The sequence below is a fragment of the Anabaena sp. EIM26 genome, from assembly GCF_057568715.1.
Genome location: NZ_CM172472.1, coordinates 1,009,865 through 1,032,999 on the forward strand (window position 1 = coordinate 1,009,865; position 23,135 = coordinate 1,032,999).

A 23,135-nucleotide genomic window follows, 5' to 3' on the forward strand; every position below is an offset into this window, starting at 1 on the left:
ATTTTTTTCCCCTTAGACAAAAGCCCTTAGACAAAAAATTTATGTCAAGTTCCCAGAGTCCAGTCTCCCATCAGTTACCATTCCAAAGTTTACCAAGAAGCATGACTACTTTGGAAACCTGGACTTTCGGTATCACCAACCATCTCACTTGGCCGACATTAGTCGCAACCATTCATGCGGAATTGGGAACTGAAGCTATATTTGTTTGGGTTCCTGCTGTCATCGTAGGAATGTTAATCAATTATCAAGTTAAACATCTAGGTAGAAATTTATTAGATGTATCTGGTGGTACTCCCAACTACATAGCCCGGTTATGGGATCAGCAACCCATTATTGCTCGTTATGCTGCAATTGGGTATCTCATCTCCTGGCTTTCCGTAGTTCCACTCAATGCCGTCATCATCACGGATATGATTAAATCTAATCTGGATGTATTGGGTATTACCTGCCCAGAGCTAATTTTCAAACTCGGTTTTACTCTCCTACCCTTCGTGATTGCTTTTAGTGGCAGTCGTGCCTTAAATATTCTACATTTATTATTTTCACTACCAGCTTTACTTTTACTCTTATCATTTTGTCTAAAAGGACTCGGTTTTTTAGCTTTTTCTCCTCATCATCCCAGCTTTTTTCCTGAACATTGGTCATCAATAAGTTTTATAAATTGGGCTAAATGGTTCTTTTTTATCAGCCATACAGCCTACAGTTGTGAAACTGTTTCCTCCTTTGTCGCTGATAGTCGTCATCCCCGACAAACTTTAGAATTTCTAGATATTGCTGCTTGGTTAATGCTGCCCATTTTTATTGGTGGTTCTTGGGTAGTAATTCGTTTATCTAATTTGGGAGATCTGGGAGATAATAGTTATCTTACCCTTGCTGTAGCTGCTGTCCCTTTTTGGGGAAACTTTGCCCCTATCACCATCACTTTTTTACTAACTGGATGTTGTTTACTCGGTTCAACAACAGCAGTTTCTAATTCCCCCCGAATTATTTATCAATTGGCTAAAGATAAGCACTTAGCACCAGTATTTGCTCTAGTTTCGTCTCGTGGAGTCTTTGGTTCAGCACTGGTTTTGAGTTTATGTATATGTATAATTTACTTTCTGTGGGGAGACATATCTCAAATCGTCATTGTAGGAAATGTGGCTTGGTTTGTAGCATTCATGCTCATGCATTTGGAATTATGGAGAAAACGAAATCAAGCTGACATATTGTGGCCAAAACTATCTTTAGTTTTTTATATCTTAGAAGCTGTAATTCTGTTAGTAACTGCCTATGCGTGGGGTTGGCAAGATTTTTTAGCTGGGTTGTTAGCTCCATTTTTTGTATTATTGATGGATGCTTTTGTCCGTTATGTTCCCTTCCCTATTTTTCGTTCCCATTGGTGGGTCAGGCAGTATAAATCACAAAGACGTACACCAGTCAAAGATTCCCTATTGATACAAGTGGGAATATTAATGTTTCTGTTATGTGGTGCAGTTTTAGCGGGTTGTGTATTTGTGTGGCTATTGAATGCACCTGCAAACACTATTACTAGAAACCTAATCGTTATCTTATTGATCACGGTAGCATTTGTGGGAGTTGCGATCGCTTGTTGGACAAGTTTACCCCAAGTGATGGCATTAGCAGAAGCACGGGAATCAGCCGAACACCTATTTACCATTGCCCAAGATGCTATTTTAGTCGTAGATGAACAGGGTATTATTCGTCAAGCAAACCCCGCAACCGAAGATTTTTTTTGCTTTAACCCATCCCAATTATTAGGACATCACCTCAACAAATTTCTCCCCCAATTAACTCAATACCCAGAAGAATGGCAAAATCGAGGTGAACACACCCTACACCATCATCATAAAATCAGAACTCTAGAAGTTTCCATCTCAGACCGAATTCATCAAGATTTTCAAGAATATGTCGTCATTGTTCACGACATCACCCAACGCAAACAAGCAGAGGAAATATTACGACAATCTGAAGCTCAATTAAGAGCAGAAGCACAACTATTAGCGACTCAATTAGTGCAAAGTGAAAAAATGTCTAGTTTGGGTCAATTGGTAGCAGGTGTCGCACACGAAATTAATAACCCAATTAGCTTTATTTATGGTAATCTCAGCCCAGCCAATCAATATATTCAAGATTTAATTAAACTCATTCAACTTTATCAGCAGCATTATCCCCATCCCAACTCAGAAATACAAAATCAAATAGAAACCATAGACTTAAATTTTGTTATAGCAGACCTGCCTAAATTATTACATTCCATGAAAATTGGTTCTCAGCGAATCAAAGAAATAGTAATATCTCTGCGAAACTTTTCCCGGCTAGATGAAGCAGAAATGAAAGCTGTAAATATTCATGAGGGTATTGATAGCACATTGCTAATTTTACAAAATCGGATTAAGTCTACATCTAATCGTCCAGAAATTCAGATCATTAAAAAATACGGTGAATTACCACCAGTAGAATGTTATGCCGGGCAACTCAATCAGGTATTTATGAATATTTTGGCTAATGGAATTGATGCTTTAGAAGAAGCCATTATTAAAGAACAAAAAATTGAGCAACCACAAATTCAAATTCAAACTGAAATCACCAGAAATGAAGAAGTAATTATTTACATTCAAGATAATGGTTATGGCATTCCTGAAAATATCCAAAAGCATTTATTTGAACCTTTTTTCACCACTAAACCAGTAGGCAAAGGAACAGGTTTAGGTTTATCTGTTAGTTACAGCATTATTACAGAAAAACATGGTGGTAATTTAAAATGTATTTCTGCTCCTGATATGGGAACAAAATTTGTGATTACCATTCCCTTAAAACAAAAAAATAATTTGTAATAGAACCTACAGCAAGCTACGCTAACGTAATGTATAAAATTTTATCGCCACCTTCCACACCTTCAAATACAATGAATTTACCACTCATATTTTAAAAATTTTTCCCTCACTAATTTTTTAACTTCAGACAAAATAAAAGACTTATGTCAAGTTCCCAGAGTCCAGTCTCCCATCAATTTGCATTCCAAAGTTTACCAAGAAGCATGACTACTTTGGAAACCTGGACTTTCGGTATCACTAACCATCTCAGTTGGCCTACATTAGTCGCAACCGTTCATGCGGACTTGGGAACGGCAGCTATATTTGTTTGGGTTCCTGCCATCATCGTAGGAATGTTAATCAATTATCAAGTTAAACATCTAGGTAGAAATCTATTAGATGTATCTGGTGGTACTCCCAACTACATAGCCCGGTTATGGAATGGCCACCCTATTATTGCTCGTTATGCTGCAATTGGGTATCTCATTTCCTGGCTTTCTGTAGTCCCACTCAATGCCGTCATCATCACAGAGATGATTAAATCTAATCTGGATCTATTGGGTATTACCTGCCCAGAGCTAATTTTCAAACTCGGTTTTACTCTCCTACCCTTTGTTCTTGCCTTTAGTGGTAGTCGTGCCTTAAGTATTTTACATCTATTATTTTCACTGCCAGCTTTACTTTTACTCTTATCATTTTGTCTGCAAGGACTCGGTTTTTTAGCTTTTGCTCCTCATAGTCCCGGCTTTTTTCCTGAACATTGGTCATCAATAAGTTTTATAAATTGGGCTAAATGGTTCTTTTTTATCAGCTATACAGCCTATAGTTGTGAAACTGTTTCCTCTTTTATTGCTGATAGTCGTCATCCTCAAGAAACCTTAAAATTTCTAGATATTGCAACTTGGTTAATGCCACCAATTTTTATTGGCGGTTCTTGGGTAATAATTCGTTTATCTACCCTGCCAGATTTAGGGGATGATGCTTATCTTAATCTTGTTGCCGCTGCGTCCCGATTTTGGGGAGACTTTGCCCCTATCACCATCACTTTTTTACTAGCTGGATGTTGTTTGCTTGGTTCAGCAACAGCAATTTCTAATTCCCCCCGAATTATTTACCAGTTGGCTAAAGATAAGCACTTAGCACCAGTATTTGCTCTAGTTTCGTCTCGTGGAGTCTTTGGTTCAGCACTGGTTTTGAGTTTATGTATATGTATAATTTACTTTCTGTGGGGAGACATATCTCAAATCGTCATTGTGGGAAATGTGGCTTGGTTTGTAGCATTCATGCTTATGCACTTGGGGTTATGGAGAAAACGAAATCAAGCTGACATATTGTGGCCAAAACTATCTTTAGTTTTTTATATCTTAGAAGCTGTAATTCTGTTAGTAACTGCCTATGCGTGGGGTTGGCAAGATTTTCTCGCTGGGTTGTTAGCTCCATTTTTTGTATTATTGATGGATGCTTTTGTCCGTTATGTTCCCCTCCCTATTTTTCGTTCCCATTGGTGGGTCAGGCAGTATAAATCACAAAGACGTACACCAGTCAAAGATTCCCTATTGATACAAGTGGGAATATTAATGTTTCTGTTATGTGGTGCAGTTTTAGCGGGTTGTGTATTTGTGTGGCTGTTAAATGCACCTCCGAATACTACTACCAAAAACCTGATTGTCATCTTGTTAATCACGGTAGCATTTGTAGGAGTTGCGATCGCTTGTTGGACAAGTTTACCCGAAGTAATAGCCTTAGCAGAAGCACGGGAATCAGCCGAACACCTATTTAACATTGCCCAAGATGCTATTTTAGTCGTAGATGAACAGGGTATTATTCGTCAAGCAAACCCCGCAACCGAAGATTTTTTTGGTTTCAACCCATCCCAATTATCGGGATATCATCTTAAAAAATTTCTCCCCCAATTAACTCAATATCCAGAAGAATGGCAAAATCGAGGTGAACACACCCTACACCATCATCATAAAATCAGAACTCTAGAAGTTTCCATCTCAGACCGACTTCATCAAGATTTTCAAGAATATGTCGTCATTGTTCACGACATCACCCAACGCAAACAAGCAGAGGAAATATTACGACAATCTGAAGCTCAATTAAGAGCAGAAGCACAGCTATTAGCGACTCAATTAGTACAAAGTGAAAAAATGTCTAGTTTGGGTCAATTGGTAGCAGGTGTCGCACACGAAATTAATAACCCAGTTAGCTTTATTTATGGCAATCTCAACCCAGCTAATCAATATATCCAAGATTTAATTAAACTCATTCAACTTTATCAGCAGCATTATCCCCAGCCCAACTCAGAAATACAAAAATTAATCACCGCCATAGACTTAAATTTTGTCATAGCAGACCTGCCTAAGTTATTGCATTCTATGGAAATTGGTTCCGAAAGAATCAGAGAAATAGTACTATCTCTGCGAAACTTTTCCCGGCTAGATGAGGCAGAAATGAAAGCTGTAAATATTCATGAGGGTATTGATAGCACACTGCTAATTTTACAAAATCGGATCAAGTCTACATCTAATCGTCCAGCAATTCAGATCATTAAAAAATACGGTGACTTACCACCAGTAGAATGTTATGCCGGGCAACTCAATCAGGTATTTATGAATATTCTGGCTAATGGAATTGATGCGTTGGAGGAATCAATTTTAAATGGACAAAAAATTGAGCAACCACAAATTCAAATTCAAACTGAAATCACCACTGATGAAGAGGTAATTATTCACATCAAAGATAATGGCTATGGCATTCCTGAAAATATCCAAAAGCGCTTATTTGAACCTTTCTTCACCACCAAACCAGTAGGCAAAGGTACAGGTTTAGGTTTATCTATCAGTTACAGAATTATTACAGAAAAACATGGTGGTAATTTAAAATGTATTTCTGCTCCTGATATGGGAACAGAATTTGTCATTACTATCCCCTTAAAACAACAAGAATTACCACCCGAATAAACCTGAGTTCGGAGTTCGGAGTTCGGAGTTCAGAGTTTCTCCTCCGGAGACGCTACGCGAACGGAGTTATGATTTTTAAGAGCGAGAGAATAAGGGTTTGAGACTCCTACTGGGGGTGAGTTTTCCACAAATTATCTTATGTCGAACTCAGGTGAATAATGTTAGTTCTACCGTACTTCTTGCCAACAAAATCAAAAAGCTTCTTCTTCCTTCTTCCTTCGTGTCCTTTCCTTTGTAACGCGGTTCATTTAATCTTAAACTCCTCAGCTTTCTCGTAAGCACGAATTACTGCTGGACGGTTTTTTATGGTTTCAAACCAGCGTGAAATATGGGGAAAATCTGCTAGATTTTGGCCTTGACGTTCATAAGGAACAATCCAAGGATAAATGGCAACATCAGCAATAGAATAATCACCTGCGACAAATTCTCTATCTGCAAGTTGCTTATTCAATACTGTATATAAACGTCCAGTTTCTTTAACGTAGCGATTAATAGCATACTCTATCTTTTCAGGAGCATACTGGCTAAAGTGATGGTTTTGTCCAGCCATTGGTCCTAAACCACCCATTTGCCAAAATAACCACTGGAGAACTTCCACACGTCCACGCAGATCTTGAGGAATTAATTTTCCAGTTTTTTCTGCTAAATATAATAATATGGCTCCAGACTCAAAAATGGAAATTGGCGCACCTCCATTTGCTGGTTCATCATCAATAATTGCAGGAATGCGATTATTAGGAGAAATTTTCAGAAAATCAGGCTGAAATTGCTCACCAGCACTGATATTGATAGGAATGATGGTGTAGGGAATTTCTAATTCTTCCAAGAGAATTGTGATTTTATGACCATTAGGAGTTGTCCAATAATAAAGCTCGATCATCGCTTTTGATGCAAATTTATAGTACTAAACTTAATTTTATATTTATAATGTCATAAAAAGGAAATTTATTTAATAAAGCCCCCTCTGAACGGTTAATAACAAGAGGGGGTTTGGAGCTAAAGTCCGGTAGGGTAATCGGGCTATTTAATATTTAATATTGATTAGCTATTTATCCAGTCCTCCTAAAGATAGATCAATTACTCTTGATTATTATCTGTTTGTATAATTTAAAAAAATTCCCTCGTTGTCAGATATCAACGAGGGAAGATAGTATTAAATTTCGTCAGGTGATCGGAATATTTAATCATTTAAGTATTTATCTAAAATATATTTATTCCTCCATTAGATAGACAAATTTGGAATAATCTATCTAGTACTGTATATTTAAATACTTTTAAGTATTTTTACTAAAATAGGACTTACGCAAGATTAAACTCAAAACCTGATTCTTGCGTAGGGGTAATTCATGAATTACCCCTACTTCCGTTCTGTTTTGCGTAAGTCCTGTAAAAGAGTAAGTTATTTTATTTTCTGTTTGATTTGTTCGCTCATTCCTTTAGCATTATCAGAAATGGTGATTTTTACCTGCTGATGTTCGATTGAAGTTTGAAATCTAATTCTGTTAGAAAACTTCATAGAATGATTGATCCTGTTTTAACCCACATTCCCCTGGGGTAATTCATAAATTCCCCCTACTCCATTGGATCATGTTTTTTATGGACAGGACTTAGGCAACTGGCACATTGGTAAGGTGCGTCAGATATCAACAATTTCCTATAGTTATTCTTGAGTATGATTCCAACTTCTTACGGGTTATTTTTTAAAATATCTATTAAGGTGTTGTAATTGGTTATATGGAAAGGCATTAATTTCCAATTCTTTTTCTACATAAAACAAAATACCTAAAATAAAACTAATAATCACTAAACTATATATTGTGGCTAAATATCCATTGACGACTTTAAAAGTTGAATTTTTTAAGCGCTGTTGTGAACGGTTTTCTTTACCCATCAATAATACTAGATAAAATCTGCGTTTAAAAAATGGTATAGAACGCCTTATATCTACTTTAGATGAATTGCTAACACGGTCTATAAATACCTTTTTTAATTCTATTAGTTGAGCATCAGTAAAAGTTGCAGCTATTTGATTAGGAATACGAGCTAAAATTTTTTGCACGAAAGGATCATTGTGCAAAGGTTTTTGAGTTAGACGTTTATTAACCATGTATTTTTGGTAATTTTCTATGATTAGATTTTTGGTAAGGATTCAGGATCAATAATAATTAGAACATTATGCTTAATATTGTTGATAAAATCTCGAATCAGTAAATTACTGATTTGATCATTATTATTCTGATTCCTGACTCCCGATTCCTAAATTCTTACGGTTTTTGCTTCAAAATGTAGGATCATGTTCATTATCCCAACATCTATCATCTCTCCAAATTTTGTTAGCTTTTTTGCATAGATTTTCATCGGTTATCCAAGGTAATGAGGTAGGAAAGGTTGAGTTTGATTGTTTAGGAATAAAGGATTTGATTAAAAATAATGTTGAGATGCTACCACTTATAACAATGAAGGAGAGGAAAATTAAAAACAAGATATTACCAAAAGTCCAAAAAGGATATAACTGTTTTTCATATTGCCAGCGTTGTTTTGAACGACGTTCTTCACCTGCTAATAACACTAAATAAAAACCGATTATAGGGATAGGAACAGATACCCGTAAGTCTAAAGAATGCTGCTTCCATTCATTGTGAATAAAGCCTTTTTGAATTGCTTCAATTTGTTCTTGTGTAAAGGTAGCTGCTATTTCTGGGGAAATTTGAGAAAAACATCTTTCAAAATCAGAATGAATGTTTGATTTTTCTTTATTCTCTGGTATTTTCATGTTTTGAGATAAAAATATATTATTTTGTTTAGATATAGTAGCATGATATATTGAGGAGTAGTACAGCAGTCTTACACAAATCTTTATCCTCCTATAAGAGTGTATCTAACCAACTTTATAAATCAAGTGGAGATTTTTTTATTTGCAAGTCCCTAAGAAAGCTAATTTAGTGTATAAATAGTTATATACCTAAATATACACTAAATCAACCGTGTTATTACTGTCAGGGGCCAGCAGTGACAATGACCAAATTTTCTGGTTGAATTAACTGTTCAATTGCTTTCTGCACTTGATTCATAGTTACTGCTTGAATTCGCTGGGGAAATTCGCGGATTTCTGCGGTTGATAATCCTGAAACAGCATTGTTAAGAATGATGCTGGCTATTTCGCTAGGATTAGCTAAATCTACGGGGTAACTATTGGTAATTGAACGTTTAGCTGTGTTAAATTCTGCTTCATTTATACCTTGGTCACGCAATTGTTTAAGTAAAGCTATGGTACTTGCGATCGCTTTTTGAGTGTCACTAGGTGCTGTTTGCATGGAAATTAAGAAGGGGCCAGGATTGATTCCCGCAGCAAAACCACTGTAAATACCATAAGTCAAACCCAAGCGATCGCGCACTTCTGTTCCCAAACGACTCGATAAGGTATCACCACCTAAAATCTGATTGAGAATCAATGCGGCATAATAACGAGGATCTGTGCGCGAAATGCCATTGTACCCAAGGTAAGTCACAGCTTCAGATTTACCAGGAATTACTGGATTCAGCAGTTGAGTTTTTGACAATGATTTTACGGAATTGAAGTTAATAACGGGTGGTTTTCCCTGTGGTTGCCATTGTTCAAAAGCCTTATCCAATAAGGATTTAACCTGATTTGGCTCAAAGTCACCCACTAAAGTCAGTGTTGTAGTATCTGGTCGATAGTGTGTTTGATAGAAACTCACCACATCGTCACGGGTGATATTTTGCAAACTCTCAACAGTGGGGAAACTATGAAAAGGATGATTTTCTGGATAAATTGCTTGCTGAAAAACCCGTCTTCCTAGGGTTCTGGGGTCATCTAACTGGACTTTAAGACTGGTTAATTCTCGTTGACGACTTAGTTCTAGCTGGTCTGGGGGAAAGTTAGCATTCTGTACCACATCTGCTAAAGTTTCCACTAATATCGGCAAATTAGCTGATAATCCCTGACCACTAATGCTTAATCCTTCACGATTAGCACGAAAGCTTAAACTAGCACCTCTATCTTCTAAAGATTGCGCTAATGTCAAAGCATTTTTAGTTTTCGTACCATTCATTAAGTTGGTAGCGGTCAAATTCGCTAAACCCGCTTTTTGATTACTATCAAATTCATTACCAGCATTAATTTGTCCACTAATATTGATGGTGGGTAAGCTGGAATCTTTTAACAGCAGCACCTTCAAGCCATTGGCTAAGGTGAAATTTTGTGGTAAAGATTGTTGGTTAGTGTTGGTAGCTGATGTTGTCGGTGGCAGATATTTTGCTAATTCTGCGGGGTCTACAGGTTGACCAGGACTAAAGTTTTCCGTAGTGCGTCCAGCAGCACCGCTAGTAGTTCCTGGTTGACCATCTGCTTGAGTTGGTTCAAAGTAACCAATAGTTTGTTTTGCTGGGTTGAGGTATTTTTTAGCGACTCGCTGCACATCTTGGGGAGTAACTTGAGCGATCGCACTCAAATACTTTTCTATATAATGATAATCTCCAGCAATAACTTGGTTATACGCCAATTGACTAGCTTGACTGCTAATATCTTGATTATTCAAGATATAACTAGTTTGCAATTGGGTTTTGGCTCGGTTTAATTCTTCAGTAGTAACTGGTTGCTGTTGCAATTTTGTCAGAGATGCTTGCAATTCAGCCGTAATTTTGCTTAATTCTTGACCAGGTGCGGCTGTAGCACTGATGTCATACCAACCCGGTTCTATCAGTTCCGCAGCAGAACCACTAACTGAACTAGCCAATCCTGATTCTATTAAAGCTTGATACAATCGAGAACTACGTCCACCTGTCAGAATAGCATCCATGACATCAATTGCCGGTACATCAGGATGCTTGATATCTGGTAACGGATAGACAGCTTGCAACAGTGCAGCACTTCCTGGTTGTTTGAGGACAATTGGCGTTTTTTGAACAGCATTAACCGCTGTCACCGCTGGAGAAACTTTCAAAGTTGTCTTTTCCCCTTTTGGTAGTTTGCCAAAAGTTGCTTTGATAGATTTCAGTGTCGGTTCGGTGGTAAAATCGCCTGTAACTACCAAAGTCGCATTATCAGGACTGTAGTAAGTTTGGTAATAATTGCGAACTTGATCAACGGTGAACTTTTCAACATCTGCTTTTGTTCCCCCTACTGGTAAACTGTAAGCACGGTTAGGGAAAGCGGCTTTTCTGACTTCTCGATCTAAACGATATTCTGGAGAGTTTTCATAGCCTTGCAACTCAGAAATAACTACACGCTTTTCACTGGTGAGTTCCTCTGAGCCTATTAAAGCATTTTTCATGCGATCGCTTTCCAGAGTCAACAGTGCTTCTAACTTATCTCGCTGCACCGTCCCAAAATAGGCAGTTTCATCAAAACTGGTAAAAGCATTAAACTGACTCCCCAAAGCACTAAATAACCGTCCAAATTGCACCGGACGGTCAGTAGTACCCTTAAACATTAAATGTTCAAGCTGGTGAGAAATACCATTTTCTCCATTTCCCTCATTGCGAGAACCAACCTTGTACCAAACCTGCACACTTACCACAGGTGCAGTATGTACTTCTTTCGTTAGCACCGTTAGACCATTTTCTAAAACCGTTTTTTGCACCCCTTGGGTAAAAGAGAGTGCAGAAACAGGTGTAACTGCTGGTGTAGCAGCATTGGTAAAATTGCCGGAAAGCGGCACAACACTCAGAATCAGACTGAGACACAAACCTAAAAGCATATAAAAGCGCAGCTTCATAAGCGGTTAATTTGAAACAACAAAACCCCAGCTTTTGGGGTGAAAGGTAAATTACAAAATCTCTCTTTTGGATGATGACAGGTATTTATCAACAGTTAGAGATGTGAAGGACTAAGCAGGTTTTGCTATTCCTCTAGTGTAGTCATGAAATTCTAGCGTGAAGAAAGAAAAACGAACGGCGGATGCTAGATTGGTTAGATAAATCACACCCAAACAGCTTATTTGCGAGAAATAGAAGAAATAGTAAATTAAAACAATTCCTAATTTGTAATTCGTAAACTTTTGTTATGAAAGAAATAACTGCCAATTATGACGAATCTTGGAAAGAAGCATTAACCGAGTACTTTGAAAGCTTCTTAATATTCTTTTTTCCTGAAGTCCATCAGTTAATTGATTGGACTCAAACGCCTAAATCCCTTGATAAAGAATTACAGGAAATTACAGCTGCATCAGAGACAGACAAACGTATTGCTGATCAACTTTATCAAGTTTGGTTACTTGACAAACGAGAAGTTTGGATATTAATTCATGTGGAAATTCAAAGTCAATATGAAGTAGATTTTGGTGAACGGATGTATATTTATAATTACCGTTCCTTTGATCTGTATCACAAACCTGTAGTTAGTCTAGCTGTTCTAGGTGATGAAAGGAATAATTGGCGACCTAGCACTTATGGTTATTCCCTTGGAGGGTGTGAAGTTAGTCTTAAATTTCCCATTGCTAAACTTCTTGACTATGAATCACGCTGGCAGGAATTAGAATCAAGTAACAATCCATTTGCTATCATAGTAATGGCGCATTTGAAAACTAAAGCAACCACTGGTAATTTATCAGAAAGGGAACAATGGAAATGGATATTAATTCGCGGACTTTATGATAGAGGCTTAACAAAAGAACAAATTGTTAACCTCTTTAAAATAATTGACAAAATGATGGCATTACCTGAGCAATTACAGCTACGCAAGAATCAGGTTTTGAGTTTAATCTTGCGTAAGTCCTATAATTATTTTACGAATATCCTCGAATCATTTACCTACAATTTCCCACAGGTTTCTATTCACGCTTCTATTTTAATACTGGAGGAAACTTGGATTTTTGGTAATGGTTTTAATGGGGTATTGATGGGAGAATAACGACAATAACAAATAACTACTGATTCAAAAGTACCCACAGGTAAATCTGGTACATATTCTTCTACCTTGGAAACTTCCCAATCACCAATTCTATAATGTGTACTTGCACCTGGAAACTCAGGATCTACATACTCTTCAACTTGACAAAATTCTTTGAGTCTATAACCTGGTTCGGGAATAGGCTTTTTAGAACCATCATAATGTTCAGCTAGGATATCAGTACAAGCCCCAGTATGAGATAATAACATTTTTTCCCAGTTTTCTAACTGTCCTTTATCTGCTTTAAAAATAATATATTTACTCATTTTCTGATTCCTCATAATAATTAGGAAATTCTGTTTCACCTTCAAACACACAATCCACTTTGAGAATTTTATTATTAGTAGGTTCTACTTTCAATAATTCCCAGCCGTATTTATCAGCCATTTCCTGACATTTATCTCTATCTGTTGCTGCGTGTCTGGAAATTTTTTCGTCTTCTGTCATGGTGATTTTACTTGTTGAGACTTTTTTTATCAACCCCAGAAATAATAAAACATTGGTCAGAAGTAGAAAAACCTGATTCTTCAATGTTAAGTTATGTCCTCAATGCAATTCAGATTAAAGGACGTTATAAACCACCAAAAAATGATCTTCTGCGAAATTGGTGGCAAAATGCTTCTTAAGGTAGTTAACTATTCTAAATAATTACTCTTTCTGTACCCAATATAAATAATATCTTTCACTATCGACCCATGCCCTTTTAAAATCCTTAATTGGTACAATTTTTAAATCATTTTGGTTGATTTTCAGTTCTTGATGTAAAATTAGCAAAATTTTGTTTGGCTTTTTTTGCATATTTAAAAGAGAACTAGTTTGTTTGAGTATCTCCGCTTGATCAACCTCTTTACGTCCTGTTTTAAATAAAGTAAAGCTTCCCATATTTTGCAATTCAGGATAATAAAATTTACGATTAAGATAACCTGATAGCGCAGCCATATTTGCATCTCGACTAGCAACAATAAATTCCTGATCTAGTTGAGACTTGCGAATGTATTGACTTGTTTCACGACTAGCAGAATAGGGAATAATTAAATCTCTCGTAAAACTATAAATTCCTCCAAAAAATTGCATATAAAGAGTAGCCATGAGGATGATAGAATACCATTTATTACTAAACCTAAGTGTTTGCGGGGGAATGAGAAATTTATTGGATAAAAATCTGGATTCTTGATAATAACTTTCTAGCCATAAAGCAGCTATAAAAACTAAATAAAAATGCCCAAAATGTCGAAGTCCTGAACCTGCAAATCTCAAATATGCAAACGTCAAAATCCCGAAAGTCCCTAAGGTGTAAAAAAACAAAGGAATGGGTTTTTTAGATAATTTGAGCAAGGTTAAAGCTATTGTGAATAAGGCAATTAATGTACAGACAATTAAATCTAGCCATCGTTTAGATGTAGGTATTATTAAAAAATAGCCCCCAAATAATCTGCCTATACTTTTCAATAAATGACGTATATCTAGCGTCACAGACCATCCATTGCTTAATCCTCCATGAAGATAACTATCAGCAGGAGGAGTAATAATGTTTATTGCTAAAATAAAACAAGATATTACAATTGCAACACTTATAAATAAATCATATTTTTTATGTTGGTGAAAATACTGGTGACGATGTTCAACATCAAAACACAATTCAAATATTAATGTTAATAACAAAGTAAATGAGATCATTAGACCATAGGCATTAGTATTAGCCATTAATCCCAAGAAAATAGCTAGGATGATATAAGTTTTTTTTCTAGATGGAAAAGCAGCACAAAAGGCAAAAATAAATAACATTCCCAAAGCATAGTTGCGAGAAATTAATAGATATTCATAAAAAGGTAGATAACCAAATGAAAATAGCAGTTTTTGTCTATAATTAAATGGGCTGTATAAGCAAAAAATTGTAACAGAAGAAATTGCTAAACCTAAATGAAATAGTTGCATCATTATGGGTGTATCAGCAATATTTCTTAATAATGCTAGAGAAAAATACCACAGAACGGGATGACCTTCATAACGAATATTTCCGATTAAATCAGGCAGAGATTCACTGTCTCTGATAATTAGCCAGGGATTTAATTCGTCTCTCCACATTGAATGGTTGAGAATCCCAATCAAACCGAGAATCGAAAATGAAAGTATTATCAACCAAGGTGAATTAAAGATTAATTTTGGTAGATGATTAAATATTGTTTTTGCAGACATTGTTTATAAATTAAGGTTTTGCACTCAGAATCAAAGCCAGAAAATTTTTAGAGGATGTTTGAAAAGCTGGAAAAGGTATAATTTGTCATTCTGAGTGGAACAAAGTGGAACGTTCGCATAGCGTTCCGAAGGAAAGAATCTAGCCTTTGAGCATTACTCGGAGATGCTTCACTACGCTGCGCTACGTTCAGCATGACTTTTCAAACACCCTCTTAGATGTAACCCCCAGCAAAAACATGATTGATTTTGCTACGATTGTTATTTATTAACGTGTAGCTTCTAACAAACGAGAAAAGTAGAAGCGAGTTCGAGTCATTGCTTGACGCTGTATTGTGAAGCCATTTTTTTCGAGGATTTTCACCACATCAGCTTCACGGTGTAAATAGGCACGAGTTGCTTTACTAGGGCCTGGGAAGAAACTACCAATTTTCTTGAGGATAGTCAGGAAACAGGTTTTGGGTGCAAAACTCAGAATAATGCGTGATTGTGCTAAAGAACAGAGGTGCGAAATCATCTCATCTGCTTTTTCTTGGGGGTAGTGAATAAGAACATCTAAGCAAATGACAGTATGATAATTACCACTCAAAGATTCTAAATCCTGAACTGCGAAAGTCGGATTTGTAGAATTTGACAAAGCTTCTACACTTCTATCTTTGGCTTCTGACACCATTTTTTCGGAGATGTCGCTGGCGTAAACTGTAGCACCATCTATCGCTAAGGGAATACTAAGACTACCCACACCACAACCAGCATCACAAATTGATAACTCTGCTAAATTGTTATCTGCTTTCAACCAGCCGATGACTGTATCAACAGTTTGCTGATGTCCAGTACGGATATCTAACTGGACTTTGTTGACTTCACCATCACCATAGATGCGTTTCCAACGGTCAAAACCTGTGGAATTGAAGTATTCACGTACTATTGTTTTATCGTCGGCTGCGTTCATAAAGTTGATTATTGAAGTTCCCAATTCTTAGAATTATAAATTTTTTGAGCTAGTTTTTCACTTAAAAAATAGAAATTTTTTTCACATCTGCTTTCATTCAGTAGATAATTGGGTTTCAACATAATAATGATTTACAGCGGATTTCGCTGTTGGGAGGTACATACCCAGCGGGCAAGATGCCCGCACCACAAGAGTTTGATTATTCAAGTTTGTATCTCATTTATAATGAAGTCCGTTGTATGGCTAAAACCCCACTCACAACCTTGATCATTGTTGATTTTGATTTAACCAACTTTCTAAATCATCGACAATTACGAATTACGAATTACGAATTAGTAATTATTCGGTCAATCAATTTTGGATTTTGGATTGACGTTAGCGAAGCGTACTCAGCGCAGCGAGTATTTTAGATTATCCTCTCTTTTAAAGAAGAGGCTTGAAGGTGAAAAACATTTGTATTTTTCTCCATAAATGGAGAGGCTTGAAACCTTACTTTTAGATTTTAGACTTTGAATTCAATCTAAAATCCAAAATCTAAAATCTAAAATTTTTTCGGTTATGTAATAATCTTATAATCTTTCCCAAGTCAATTCTTGTGTTTCTTGTTCATAATGCCAGCGTAATAAATTAGCTGGTTGATTTGGGGCAATTGTTGGTAAATTTATTGCTTTTCTGGGTGCGTCTGTAGCTAGGAAGATGGCTTTTTCTACGCCACAAATTCCCCATTTGACTAAGTTTTGTACTCCCGTTAATAGGGGTAAAGTTGTGCCTGATAAAGTGCCATCAAATAATCTGGCGGTTCCGTTAATTATTTCAATTTGTCGATCATCCCAAGGATATACGCCATCTGGTAATCCTAATGGTGCTAGGGCATCACTTACAAGAAACAACCCTTTACTGGCGCGGAGGAGAATTTCTAACATTGTAGGGACTACGTGCTGGCCATCGGCAATAAAACTACACATCACATCGGGATGGTTCATGGCTGCACCTAACAAGCCTGGTTCACGGTGATGTAATGGTGGCATGGCATTAAAAGCATGGGTGAGCATTGTTGCACCTTGTTCAAAGGCGTTTTGTGCTTGTTCTGCTGTGGCTTGGGAGTGTCCCAAACTGACTGTGATGCCTAATGAATGTAAATATGGGATGACTTTACCGGTGGGATCTAATTCTGGTGCTAAGGTGATGACTTTGACAATGGAGGCATAATCACCTAAAACCCGCTTAACTTCATTCATAGTTAGGGGTAGGATGTATTCTGCTGGATGTGCGCCACGTTTACCGTAGTTTAAAAATGGGCCTTCGAGATGGACTCCGAGAATTTTCGCGCCTGAGTTTTGAGTATAGTTAGAGATGATGGCAAGCGATCGCTGTATATTTTCTACAGAAGTTGTGACTAGAGTTGGTAAATAGCCATCAACACCGACATTCCACAAATATTGAGAGATATCTTCGAGCATATCGGCGTTTTTAACTGTCAAATCAGGAAACGCCAAACCTAGTCCACCGTTAATTTGCAAATCAACGCCACCCAGGGAAATCCAGTCACCGGCAAAATCTAAAATTTGTAAATCTTCTGGTGTCACTCGTCTACAGACTCTACCCATAGGCAGAATTTGCTCAATTATGCCGTTTTCATTCACCCAGATCATCTGTAAGTCTTGATAACCGGGTACTCTTGCGTTGATAATATCTACGTTTGTCAGGATGGAATTTGGTGTTGCTTTGGTCATTACCCTAGCCAGAAAAAAGCTGAACCTCAACCGATTGTAGATGGAAGCATCGACAATTAATCTAAAATCTAAAATCTAAAATTCTATGAATCTTCAAGTTGGTATTATCATGGGCAGCGATTCAGATTTGCCTACAATGAAAGATGCGATCGCAGTTTGTGAGGAATTTGGTGTTGAATGCGAAATAGCGATCGTTTCTGCCCATCGTACCCCAGAACGTATGGTAGAATATGCCCAAACAGCACACCAACGCGGTATTAAAGTCATTATCGCTGGTGCTGGTGGTGCGGCTCATCTTCCTGGTATGGTAGCATCTTTAACCCCTCTCCCTGTGATTGGTGTCCCCGTAGCTACCCGCAATTTACAAGGTGTGGATTCTTTATATTCAATTGTGCAAATGCCAGCGGGAATACCTGTCGCTACGGTAGCCATTGGTAATGCTAAAAATGCTGGACTTTTAGCAGTGCAGATTCTCGCTACTCACCAACCAGAACTGCTGCAAAAAATCCTGAAATATCGCCAAAGCTTATGTGATATGGTCATGGACAAACAAAGCAAATTAGAAGAATTAGGCTATCAGCAATATTTACAACAAATGTTTTGATTCGCTTATTACCTTACCTGCATCATCAGGACTTACGCAAAACAGAACGAAAGTAGCGGTAATTCATGAATTATCGCTACGTAAGAGGGTATTTGACTATCCGTTTTAAGCAGGTCTTAAAGAATCTGCCTCTCTTTAGAAGGTAGAGTGTCAAGTTTATTTGTATATTATAATTATAATCAAGCTATCACAAAGCAAATAAGCATCTTATTGAACCTTAATATGCAAATTAAATTTGGAACAGCTGAACAGTCAAAACGAATAGCTCATAAATTTTGTATATAAAAGTATAACCACATTATTATTTTTTTTAATAGTTAATTATTTAAGTTCTTTTTATTAGATATAGATGAGGCTAAATCCTTGTATTGCAAGGGATATATTCACCTTTACCTTGATTCCAGGGTGAGTAATTTATATCAAAAACATAAAAATGTAATTTTCGATACAGAATTTATTTATATATTAAATAGAAAATCAATCAAATTTATTGAAGAACGGTTTCATTAAATTAAATCAGGAATTAATCTAGAAATTCCTGAAGCAATTACATCTAAATTTTCCCTTAATTAGGGTTAGTTAACCAAATTTTGCCGAATTGTAATTTGCACCTTGATCGATGATCAACTTTCATGATAATTAGGGGATAAATCATGGAAGAAATACTCTGTTTTCTATGCCTCAAACTGACAATTTTTATTCCAAAAAAACACGTTTGAGCCGAAATAGAATCCATTTTTGAAACATAAATTTTGAGGTAATGATTTTTCAGATTTAGCGGGAAAAACATTGTTTAATGTTTCTAGAATTAATTTTTGTCAGCTGCTGAAAAACATCAATCAAGGCTTTACTCGCAGGAAAAAACAGCAATGAATAAACGTACTCGACCCTTGTATCGCCTAATAGCACTAGCTATAGGTTCAATGGTGTTTGCAATTTTTGCTCCCACAGTTGTTCAAGCAGCAGATCCGCCAACAATTCAATCTTTAGCGGAAACAACAACCAAATTACAAATTTCTATTGATACTACCTGGGTATTACTCACAGGGTTTCTAGTATTTTTCATGCAAACTGGTTTTTCAATGTTAGAAGCAGGTTTGCTCCGTCAAAGAGGTGTTGTTAACGCCTTATTAGAAAACTTCATTGATGCTGCTGTCACCATCTTAATTTGGTGGGGAGTTGGTTTTGGTATTGCCTTCGGTACAAGTGCAGGTGGTTTTATTGGCACAGATACCTTTTTCCTCAGTCAGTTACCAACTGATGGAGCCTTCCCAAGTGGTGGAGTGCCAGGTATAGCTTCCGAACTCAATGCTTACACCTTGTTCTTCTTCCAGTTTGCTTTCGCTGCTACTGCCAGTACAATCACAACTGGTTCAATGGCGGGAAGAACAGATTTTATCGGTGACTTAATCTACAGTGCTGTTATGGCAGCATTCAGTTACCCAATTATTGTTCACTGGGTTTGGAACGCGGACGGCTGGTTAGCCAAAATGAGTTTCCATGACTTTGCTGGTAGTTCTGTAGTTCACAGTGTTGGTGGTTGGACAGCAATAGTTGGGGCATATTTGTTAGGCCCCCGTCCTGGACGTACTCCTTGGGGACAAATCCCCCCAGCACATAATTTAGGTTTAGCAGCCTTGGGAACCATGATTTTATGGTTTGGTTGGTACGGGTTCAACCCAGGTTCAACCCTTGGTACTGGTAATCCTGGCTTGATTGGGTTAGTCACACTCAATACCACCCTTGGTGCTGGTGCTGGTGCAATTGCGGCAATGTTTTATCAATACTTCCGTTCCCGTAAATGGGATTTAGTTTATTGTCTGAATGGTTCTTTAGCCGGACTTGTAGGGATTACAGCTGGTTGCGCTTTTGTTGCACCTTGGGCTGCGGTTTTAATCGGGTTAACCGGTGGAATTTTAGTAGTTTTAGGAATTGATTTCATTGAATCACTGCATATTGATGACCCTGTAAGTGCATTCGCTGTTCACGGGATTAATGGCATGATGGGTACTCTGGCTATAGGTTTCTTGGGTCAGCCAGAATTAACTCTGAACAAAAAAGCTGGGTTATTGTTAGGCGGTGGCTTTGATTTGCTGGGTGTGCAAATTTTGGGTGTAGTTGCGATCGCAGTTTTCACCGTTGCTTTTGCCTTTTTGATGTTCGGTGGACTCAAAGCAATTGGCCACCTACGTGTTGATTCTGAAGCCGATAAAATCGGTATTGATGCTTATGAACACGGCGCAACTGTCTGGCCTGATGTCTATGCAGTTGAGCAGTTTGTCGAAGAAGAAGAAAAACATCGCTCTCATAAGCCTGGTGTCGGTGCTTTGGAAGGTGAATAATTTACCGCTTTGGTTAGGTAAGCGCAATCAACCGATTATCTAACGAATATAAATGTAGAGACGTTCCATGGAACGTCTCTACAAGGATTCTAGAAGATGCAAATTGAATTGTTAGAAAAGCATAATTTATTTAAATATATTTTTTCAGAAAATTGTCAACTATAGCTTTTTAGCAATAAGTAGCCTATATTCTCAATATTATTGACATTATTATCAATAATTTAACGTAAATACGTTTTTACAGCCATTGATTATTACCTATTGACATTTTGTGATATTATTAGTCTAAAATCTGCTTGGGCTTATTTACTGTTTGATCAAAAAACGGTCAAATCAAAATTTTCTCTGTAGAGACATCTGCGGGAAACGTCTCTACAGTTAAATTACCAATCACCTATCTTATTTTCATCCCAGACTTCCAATTCCAATTCTTGGAGATAGGTTAACCCGGATTGAATTTGCACTTCTGTACCTTCTAAATCCAGGTCAAACCAACCATCACCGACTGCATCACGTCCCAGAATAGCTGCCTTAATATTCACAGTCAGTCCGTAGTCAGATATTAAACGAGAAATCACAGGTTCTTGATGATAGTCTTGAGGAATCCTCACTCGAATCCCTTTATGGGTGAGCGCATTGTCACTAGCCATAAAAATCTCCTGTAAAGCAAATTGATATTGTTTATACTCAAAACGGCTTAATCATTTGATTCTATAGGTAGGGGTAATTCATGAATTACCCCTACACATCTAGGGTTTTCCCAATTTTAGAAAAGTCCAAGTCCTAACCGTGTTTAGTATATCAAGACTCATAATTACGAATTACGCATTATTCAACTTCCTTAATACGGGTTTTCCGTTCCAGAATCTCCTTCAGCACCAAAGTTACAACTGCCAGTAGTGCCAAAAGTACAGCCGCAGAAAAGGCAGCTTCAGTTTCATACTGTTTATAAGCATCCTCAACAAAAAGCGGTAGACTCTGAGTTGTATTGCCAATATTGCCAGAAACAACAGAAACCGCACCAAATTCACCCATTGCTCTGGCATTAGTTAAAATTAAGCCATAGAGTAAACCCCAACGGATGCTAGGCAGTGTCACACGCCAAAAAGTTTGCCAGTCGTTTGCACCCAAAGTTTTAGCAGCTTCTTCTTGGTCTTTACCAAACTCTTCTAAAACCGGAATTACTTCTCTAGCGACAAAAGGCATACTGACAAATGCGGTAGCTAAAACCATGCCGGGAAAGGCAAAGATAATTTGGATATTATGAGACTCAAGCCAAGGGCCAAACCACCCCTGTCGTCCGTAAAGTAGGACTATCATTAAACCAGCGACTACTGGGGAGATAGAAAAAGGCAGGTCAATAATACTGAGAACTATAGCCCGTCCTGGGAATTTATGACGAGAAATAGCCCAAGCTGCACATAGACCAAATACAGTATTTATAGGTACAGCAATTAATGCCAGCAAAAAAGTTAGCCAAGCTGCATGGAGAAATTCAGGTCGGGTGAGGTTAGAGATAAAAGGGCCAACTCCCTTTTTAAAGGCTTGGTAAAAAACGTTGAGTGCAGGGATATATTGAACTAAGGCTAAATAAGCGATCGCAATTCCAATCAAAACCCCCGGAACCCAACTCTGCTGTTTGGGATTATTTCTCTTATCTGTTGTCATATCTTCTCGACCAAGCTTGTAAGAAATTAATTGCTAGTAACAGTACCAAAGAAATCAAAAGTAAAACCACACCAATCACTGTTGCACCAGAATAGTCATACTGTTCCAATCGCTGGAAAATCAACACAGGTGCAATCAAATCTTTAAACGGTGTATTAGAAGCAATAATCACCGTTGAACCATACTCTCCCACAGCGCGGGAGAAACCCAAAGCCACACCAGTCAAAATTGTCGGAAATAAAGGTGGGATAATCACCTTCCAAAAAGTCTGCCATTGAGAAGCACCCAGACTCCAAGCAGCCTCTTCAATTTCCTGTTCCATTTCTTGCAACACTGGTTGCACAGTCCGCACCACAAATGGTAAGGAGATAAATATCATTGCTACCCCAACTCCTAAGCGGGTAAAAGATACTTTAAACCCCAGTGGTGCTAACAGCCAACGAATCCAATCATAATAAGTGTCTGGAGGCAGATGGCAATGCCGAAGAAAACAACCCGGTTCTAACAGCGAACCAATCCAGCCATTATCACTGTAAACTGTTGCCAGCGTTAGACCTGCAACCGATGTTGGCAAAGCAAAAGGTAAATCTACTGTCGCATCAATGATGCGTTTGAAAGGAAAATCGTAACGCACCAAAACCCAAGCAATCAGAGTTCCAAATACGCCATTGAGCAAAGCCGCAAAAATAGAAGTCAGAAAAGTAACATTGTATGTTGCTAAGGCCAACTCATTAGTAGCGATTTCCCAAAACTTAGCCGGAGATTCAGTACTTGCTTTGAGAAACATTGCCGCCATAGGCAAAAACAACATTACCGTTAAATATGCTATGGTAATTCGCCAAGTCCAAGGCAGTCGAATGACATTATCTAGAAACACCTTCCAGGCAGGAATTTTATGATCAACTTTCACCGAAGAAGATACGGTCATAATTCAAAATTTAAACTTAGCTT

The 23,135-nt window shown here is 37.5% G+C and carries 18 protein-coding genes; 6 read left to right on the forward strand and 12 right to left on the reverse strand.

Annotated elements, in window-relative coordinates; translation table 11 throughout:
• Nucleotides 1–41: 41 nt before the first annotated feature.
• Complete coding sequence (locus tag AC012T_RS04250; RefSeq protein ID WP_487063395.1) at nt 42–2,837, forward strand: ATP-binding protein; 2,796 nt, start codon at nt 42–44, stop codon at nt 2,835–2,837.
• Between the two features lie 143 nt (nt 2,838–2,980).
• Entirely contained in the window at nt 2,981–5,782 is a 2,802-nt protein-coding gene (locus tag AC012T_RS04255) for an amino acid permease (protein WP_487063397.1), read from the forward strand.
• A gap of 244 nt (nt 5,783–6,026) precedes the next feature.
• Here the strand turns inward: AC012T_RS04255 and AC012T_RS04260 are convergent, their stop codons facing one another.
• From AC012T_RS04260 to AC012T_RS04275, 4 genes are all read right to left on the reverse strand, one after another.
• On the reverse strand, nt 6,027–6,662 hold the full coding sequence (locus tag AC012T_RS04260; protein ID WP_487063399.1) for a glutathione S-transferase N-terminal domain-containing protein: 636 nt from the start codon (nt 6,660–6,662) through the stop codon (nt 6,027–6,029).
• Nucleotides 6,663–7,475: 813 nt separating this feature from the next.
• Complete coding sequence (locus tag AC012T_RS04265; RefSeq protein WP_487063401.1) at nt 7,476–7,889, reverse strand: hypothetical protein; 414 nt, start codon at nt 7,887–7,889, stop codon at nt 7,476–7,478.
• Between the two features lie 171 nt (nt 7,890–8,060).
• Nucleotides 8,061–8,555: a hypothetical protein gene (locus AC012T_RS04270; protein ID WP_487063403.1), complete on the reverse strand. Its 495-nt coding sequence runs from the start codon at nt 8,553–8,555 to the stop codon at nt 8,061–8,063.
• Between the two features lie 223 nt (nt 8,556–8,778).
• Nucleotides 8,779–11,502 (reverse strand): M16 family metallopeptidase, encoded by a 2,724-nt coding sequence (locus AC012T_RS04275; protein ID WP_487066430.1) that lies wholly within the window; start codon nt 11,500–11,502, stop codon nt 8,779–8,781.
• A 305-nt stretch (nt 11,503–11,807) separates the two neighbouring features.
• Between AC012T_RS04275 and AC012T_RS04280 the strand changes: the two genes are divergently transcribed.
• Nucleotides 11,808–12,653 (forward strand): RpnC/YadD family protein, encoded by an 846-nt coding sequence (locus AC012T_RS04280; RefSeq protein WP_487063405.1) that lies wholly within the window; start codon nt 11,808–11,810, stop codon nt 12,651–12,653.
• On the opposite strand, the gene AC012T_RS04285 is transcribed toward AC012T_RS04280, so the two are convergent.
• On the reverse strand, nt 12,578–12,958 hold the full coding sequence (locus tag AC012T_RS04285; protein WP_487063407.1) for a hypothetical protein: 381 nt from the start codon (nt 12,956–12,958) through the stop codon (nt 12,578–12,580). The genes AC012T_RS04280 and AC012T_RS04285 overlap by 76 nt on opposite strands.
• Complete coding sequence (locus AC012T_RS04290) at nt 12,951–13,139, reverse strand: hypothetical protein (protein ID WP_487063409.1); 189 nt, start codon at nt 13,137–13,139, stop codon at nt 12,951–12,953. The genes AC012T_RS04285 and AC012T_RS04290 overlap by 8 nt, the downstream gene beginning before the upstream one ends.
• 14 nt (nt 13,140–13,153) lie before the next feature.
• On the opposite strand from AC012T_RS04290, the gene AC012T_RS04295 reads away from it, so the two are divergent.
• A complete protein-coding gene (locus AC012T_RS04295) occupies nt 13,154–13,318 on the forward strand; it encodes a hypothetical protein (protein WP_487063411.1) in 165 nt (54 codons plus the stop codon).
• Between the two features lie 22 nt (nt 13,319–13,340).
• On the opposite strand, the gene AC012T_RS04300 is transcribed toward AC012T_RS04295, so the two are convergent.
• The 3 genes from AC012T_RS04300 to nagA all read right to left on the reverse strand — a co-directional run bounded on the left by AC012T_RS04300 (nt 13,341) and on the right by nagA (nt 17,570).
• Nucleotides 13,341–14,888 carry a hypothetical protein gene (locus tag AC012T_RS04300; RefSeq protein ID WP_487063413.1) on the reverse strand — a complete coding sequence of 516 codons (1,548 nt, stop codon included), beginning with the start codon at nt 14,886–14,888 and terminating at the stop codon, nt 13,341–13,343.
• Nucleotides 14,889–15,153: 265 nt separating this feature from the next.
• Complete coding sequence (bchM, locus tag AC012T_RS04305; protein ID WP_487063415.1) at nt 15,154–15,837, reverse strand: magnesium protoporphyrin IX methyltransferase; 684 nt, start codon at nt 15,835–15,837, stop codon at nt 15,154–15,156.
• A 569-nt stretch (nt 15,838–16,406) separates the two neighbouring features.
• The gene (nagA, locus tag AC012T_RS04310) at nt 16,407–17,570 is read right to left on the reverse strand and encodes an N-acetylglucosamine-6-phosphate deacetylase (RefSeq protein WP_487063417.1); all 1,164 of its coding nucleotides are present in this window, start codon (nt 17,568–17,570) and stop codon (nt 16,407–16,409) included.
• Nucleotides 17,571–17,655: 85 nt separating this feature from the next.
• On the opposite strand from nagA, the gene purE reads away from it, so the two are divergent.
• Nucleotides 17,656–18,174, forward strand: coding sequence for a 5-(carboxyamino)imidazole ribonucleotide mutase (gene purE / locus AC012T_RS04315; protein ID WP_487063419.1), 519 nt, complete (start codon nt 17,656–17,658; stop codon nt 18,172–18,174).
• A gap of 869 nt (nt 18,175–19,043) precedes the next feature.
• Entirely contained in the window at nt 19,044–20,516 is a 1,473-nt protein-coding gene (locus AC012T_RS04320) for an ammonium transporter (RefSeq protein WP_487063421.1), read from the forward strand.
• Nucleotides 20,517–20,899: 383 nt separating this feature from the next.
• On the opposite strand, the gene AC012T_RS04325 is transcribed toward AC012T_RS04320, so the two are convergent.
• The 3 genes from AC012T_RS04325 to AC012T_RS04335 all read right to left on the reverse strand — a co-directional run bounded on the left by AC012T_RS04325 (nt 20,900) and on the right by AC012T_RS04335 (nt 23,112).
• On the reverse strand, nt 20,900–21,166 hold the full coding sequence (locus tag AC012T_RS04325) for an NIL domain-containing protein (RefSeq protein WP_487063423.1): 267 nt from the start codon (nt 21,164–21,166) through the stop codon (nt 20,900–20,902).
• A gap of 178 nt (nt 21,167–21,344) precedes the next feature.
• The gene (cysW, locus tag AC012T_RS04330) at nt 21,345–22,184 is read right to left on the reverse strand and encodes a sulfate ABC transporter permease subunit CysW (protein WP_487063425.1); all 840 of its coding nucleotides are present in this window, start codon (nt 22,182–22,184) and stop codon (nt 21,345–21,347) included.
• Nucleotides 22,171–23,112: a sulfate ABC transporter permease subunit CysT gene (locus tag AC012T_RS04335; protein ID WP_487063427.1), complete on the reverse strand. Its 942-nt coding sequence runs from the start codon at nt 23,110–23,112 to the stop codon at nt 22,171–22,173. The genes cysW and AC012T_RS04335 overlap by 14 nt, the downstream gene beginning before the upstream one ends.
• Nucleotides 23,113–23,135 lie beyond the last annotated feature (23 nt).

What these genes read in the sequence shown, in the direction of transcription:
- AC012T_RS04290 (WP_487063409.1), bottom strand. Translation starts at nt 13,139, where the DNA reads ATGACAGAAGACGAAAAAATTTCCAGACACGCAGCAACAGATAGAGAT.
- AC012T_RS04325 (WP_487063423.1), bottom strand. Translation starts at nt 21,166, where the DNA reads ATGGCTAGTGACAATGCGCTCACCCATAAAGGGATTCGAGTGAGGATT.
- AC012T_RS04285 (WP_487063407.1), bottom strand. Translation starts at nt 12,958, where the DNA reads ATGAGTAAATATATTATTTTTAAAGCAGATAAAGGACAGTTAGAAAAC.
- AC012T_RS04275 (WP_487066430.1), bottom strand. Translation starts at nt 11,502, where the DNA reads ATGCTTTTAGGTTTGTGTCTCAGTCTGATTCTGAGTGTTGTGCCGCTT.
- AC012T_RS04335 (WP_487063427.1), bottom strand. Translation starts at nt 23,112, where the DNA reads ATGACCGTATCTTCTTCGGTGAAAGTTGATCATAAAATTCCTGCCTGG.
- AC012T_RS04280 (WP_487063405.1), top strand. Translation starts at nt 11,808, where the DNA reads ATGAAAGAAATAACTGCCAATTATGACGAATCTTGGAAAGAAGCATTA.
- nagA (WP_487063417.1), bottom strand. Translation starts at nt 17,570, where the DNA reads ATGACCAAAGCAACACCAAATTCCATCCTGACAAACGTAGATATTATC.
- bchM (WP_487063415.1), bottom strand. Translation starts at nt 15,837, where the DNA reads ATGAACGCAGCCGACGATAAAACAATAGTACGTGAATACTTCAATTCC.
- AC012T_RS04300 (WP_487063413.1), bottom strand. Translation starts at nt 14,888, where the DNA reads ATGTCTGCAAAAACAATATTTAATCATCTACCAAAATTAATCTTTAAT.
- cysW (WP_487063425.1), bottom strand. Translation starts at nt 22,184, where the DNA reads ATGACAACAGATAAGAGAAATAATCCCAAACAGCAGAGTTGGGTTCCG.
- AC012T_RS04250 (WP_487063395.1), top strand. Translation starts at nt 42, where the DNA reads ATGTCAAGTTCCCAGAGTCCAGTCTCCCATCAGTTACCATTCCAAAGT.
- purE (WP_487063419.1), top strand. Translation starts at nt 17,656, where the DNA reads ATGAATCTTCAAGTTGGTATTATCATGGGCAGCGATTCAGATTTGCCT.
- AC012T_RS04270 (WP_487063403.1), bottom strand. Translation starts at nt 8,555, where the DNA reads ATGAAAATACCAGAGAATAAAGAAAAATCAAACATTCATTCTGATTTT.
- AC012T_RS04260 (WP_487063399.1), bottom strand. Translation starts at nt 6,662, where the DNA reads ATGATCGAGCTTTATTATTGGACAACTCCTAATGGTCATAAAATCACA.
- AC012T_RS04320 (WP_487063421.1), top strand. Translation starts at nt 19,044, where the DNA reads ATGAATAAACGTACTCGACCCTTGTATCGCCTAATAGCACTAGCTATA.
- AC012T_RS04265 (WP_487063401.1), bottom strand. Translation starts at nt 7,889, where the DNA reads ATGGTTAATAAACGTCTAACTCAAAAACCTTTGCACAATGATCCTTTC.
- AC012T_RS04255 (WP_487063397.1), top strand. Translation starts at nt 2,981, where the DNA reads ATGTCAAGTTCCCAGAGTCCAGTCTCCCATCAATTTGCATTCCAAAGT.